Source organism: Gordonia otitidis NBRC 100426 (assembly GCF_000248075.1).
Taxonomy (GTDB): domain Bacteria; phylum Actinomycetota; class Actinomycetes; order Mycobacteriales; family Mycobacteriaceae; genus Gordonia; species Gordonia otitidis.
The window spans coordinates 1-3,091 of sequence record NZ_BAFB01000259.1 but is presented as its reverse complement, the minus strand read 5'-3'; the positions used below and the strand labels follow the sequence as shown (position 1 = coordinate 3,091).

Genomic DNA, 3,091 nt, shown 5'->3' with positions numbered 1-3,091 from the left:
GTCAGGGGTCGTTGCAATGATGAGGTTGTGAACAGGAAACAGATGCAGTTCTGCCTCGTCGGCGCGGACTTGCTCGTCGGACACATGCGTGATCTCGAACGCAGCCTCGACACTGCGATAGGGAACAGAGACACGAACGCGGTCGAGCAAGCTCTGGACCCGCTGGTTCACATGGCGAGTGCCCTGGTCCGCAGAGTGGGGGTGGTATCGGGTGCGGACAGTGCAACCGCGTTCGAGGAGATCGTCATTCGTTGCGATCCACAGCTGTCCGATCAGTACTCGGAACTCCGGACCCTGCTGTCGGTGGTGAATGCCGGTGGTGTGCCTGACCAGATCGTGTGCGACCACGGACTTCTTGCCCTGGCTGCTCAGGAGGTCGGAACAGCCGCCGTGCACATGATCGCCGACGTCACCGGCGATCACCCTCTCAAAACCGTCGGTCAGTTGCGGAAGCTCATCCAGGATCAGGACCCGTCAGTTCAGTTCGCGGACAAGGCCGATGCGGCTGCGACGGCAGCGGTTTATGCTGCCGATCCGGTGATGAGTGCTTGTCGCGCAGAGACGGTCGAGGCGGTGTGGCGTCTTACCGATACTGTCGGTAACGCGCTGTACGACGCCTCGGTGTCCTTGCATGCGGCCGGCGAAGTGGATGCGGCCTACAGTTATAACGGCGCGAGCCGTGCCACGAAAGCGGCCACGTCACTGGCGGCTGGGATGATCGCGTTAACAAGCATCGGCAACCACTACCCCGCCTGGGCATTGTTGCGCCAAGTGGTCGAGTGCGAGTACCTACTCTGGAAGTTCAACAGCGCACCGGACAGCGTCGTCGCCTGGATGCGCTCCGACCGTGAGGAACGCGAGACGACCTGGAAACCGGCTCGACTCTACTCCGACGACTCCAACGACTACCGGCGCAAGGACTACTCGCTTCACTGTGAGCAGGGTGGCCATCCGACACCTGTCGGGACACTCAACGCAGGACATGTGCTCGACGCAGACACCAACACGGTCTTCGCCGCGAATGGATACACACACCTGCTGATCCATCTCCACCGTGTCTACGAATACGCCGTCGGGTGCGCAGACGCACTCGACGTCGCGCACGGTCGGTCTGCAACCGTACCGGTCGACATCCGCGATGAGTACCAGCGAGTCAGCGAGCACTACCTGAAGACAGACAAGTTCGGACCAGCGACAAGCCACTTTTCGGACCCCACGCCGTAGCAGGACTATGGATACGACATCCCCTCGGCGTCGAAGATTGCCGCGATCAAGTTCTGGTTCGTGGCCGCGGCGACGCGTTGGTCGATGCCCGGGACCGTGAGGTCGAGTGCGCGCAGGGACCCGCCTACCTTGGCGATCGCGAGGCACCGGCGGACGCGGTCGCTGTGCTCCTGGGCGTAGCGCGAGAGCGCGGACCACTTGGCCGAGGTGTCGGCGAGGTCGAACCGGTGCGGGTCGACAATGTCCATGACGTACTCGCCGTCGCCGTCGTCGTGCCAGAACAGGAAGTCGGGGTGCATGAGCTGGTGCTTGTCGCCGAACTCGTAGGGGACCGCCAGCGCGTGCCGACCGGAGGACGGGTTGCGGTACCAGCCGACAAGCGTCTCGGAGTCGAGTTCAGCGTCAAGGACCTCCTGCTCCCACGACGACCGCGAGGTGTCGACCGGGAATCCGCCGGCGCTGGGCTTGCCGTTGGGAATGACGTAGATGTGCGAAGGGTAAGTGTCAATGGCCTCGACGGTCTGACCGCGCACCTTCTCCGTCGCTGCGGGATAGGCATCGCGGGCCTCGACTGTCGTCGGAAGCATGGGCGTCCCGCCGAGGTGCCACAGCGGCTCGATCTGGTCCCGCACATGCCTCGGCTTGGCCGACACCTTCGCGGCGTGCTGCTTGCGCCACTCATCGACGAGGGCGGCGGCCTGCTCCTCGATGACCTTCTTGAAGCCGAGATCGGCCATCGCGACCAGCCGGGCAGAGGCGTCGATGTCGTCCTCGCCGCGGTCACAGAGGTCGTTGTAGTACCAGTTGGCCGAGCCGTCGGGGAGAAGTCTTTTGGCCTTGCCGAAGTAGCTCTCCAGGTCGCGCTCGTTGGTGGGGGTGTCGGACTTGCCGACGCTCTGCATGATCGCCTCGCCGTAGGCCACCATCCTGGTGCTTATGGTGAGAGACATGATGTCGTCGACCTTGGCGTCGATCTCGTTGCTTCGCTGGCCATCCGCGGCCCGCATCTGGTCGACGATCCACTGCTTGGCCTTGGCCGAGCCGTGCTTGACCAAGCCGTGCTCGGTGAGCGCAGCGGCCAGTCGCATCAGCTGGGCGGTGCGGGAACTGAATGATGTCCGCTGCCGGGTGTAGGACGGCAGCGTATCGAGCAGGTCGAACAGCTCGGCCGGCGCGTCCGTCGACTTCTCGCACACGACGGGGGCGATGACGACGTCGACCTCAACGGTCTCGTCCTCGGCCAACGCGTTGACGACGCGGGCGACGTGCTCAGTACGGAACCCCGGCAGGTACGCGGCAACCTCGTTGAGGCGGTCGTCGCCTCCGTCGACCCGCTTGGCCAGCGGGGTGCGGACCAGCCGGCCGATCAGCTGGGCGATCTCGGTGTAGCTGTCCTTGTTCTGGAACGAGATCATGACTTCGGCACGGGGGCAGTCCCAGCCGGTGGTGAGGGCAGACTTGAACAGCACCACGCGTGCTTGGTCGTCGCCGGAGATCGCCTCGGGCGGAAGGTAGCGGACAGTCTTGTCCCCCACCTTGTACGGGCCGTGGTCGCCGAAGGCGTGGGCCACGGCGTAGTCGGACAGCAGCGGCCATGCCGATTCGATCACCGCGAGGATCTCAGCCAGCCGCGCCTCCTCCTTCGCCGGTGACAGTCCCTGCTCGACCTGGATGACCAGCAGCGGTTCGACAAGGCGGTCCCCGGTGGTTTCATGATGAATGCGCCAGGCTTCGTCGGAAGACTTCAGGTCTTCCACTGCCAGGGCGAGCATTGTATTGTCGGCGGACTGGGACTCGCCGGGGCTGCGGAGCAGGATGCGGTCCTTGAGCAGCCCGGACTCGCGGACGTCCCCAGCCTTGACCTCGA

Annotated in this window: 2 protein-coding genes; one reads left to right on the top strand and one right to left on the bottom strand. The window is 64.4% G+C overall.

The features are described from left to right. Positions 1-171 precede the first annotated feature (171 nt). Complete coding sequence (locus GOOTI_RS24330) at positions 172-1,224, top strand: hypothetical protein (protein WP_217997299.1); 1,053 nt, start codon at positions 172-174, stop codon at positions 1,222-1,224. A gap of 5 nt (positions 1,225-1,229) precedes the next feature. Here GOOTI_RS24330 and GOOTI_RS24325 read toward each other — a convergent pair. Then, a partial coding sequence (locus tag GOOTI_RS24325) for a hypothetical protein (protein WP_007241258.1) occupies positions 1,230-3,091 on the bottom strand: 1,862 nt, incomplete at its 5' end.

Bases quoted from the DNA above. Each gene is read 5' to 3' on its own strand.
- GOOTI_RS24330 (WP_217997299.1), top strand. From the start codon at position 172: ATGGCGAGTGCCCTGGTCCGCAGAGTGGGGGTGGTATCGGGTGCGGAC.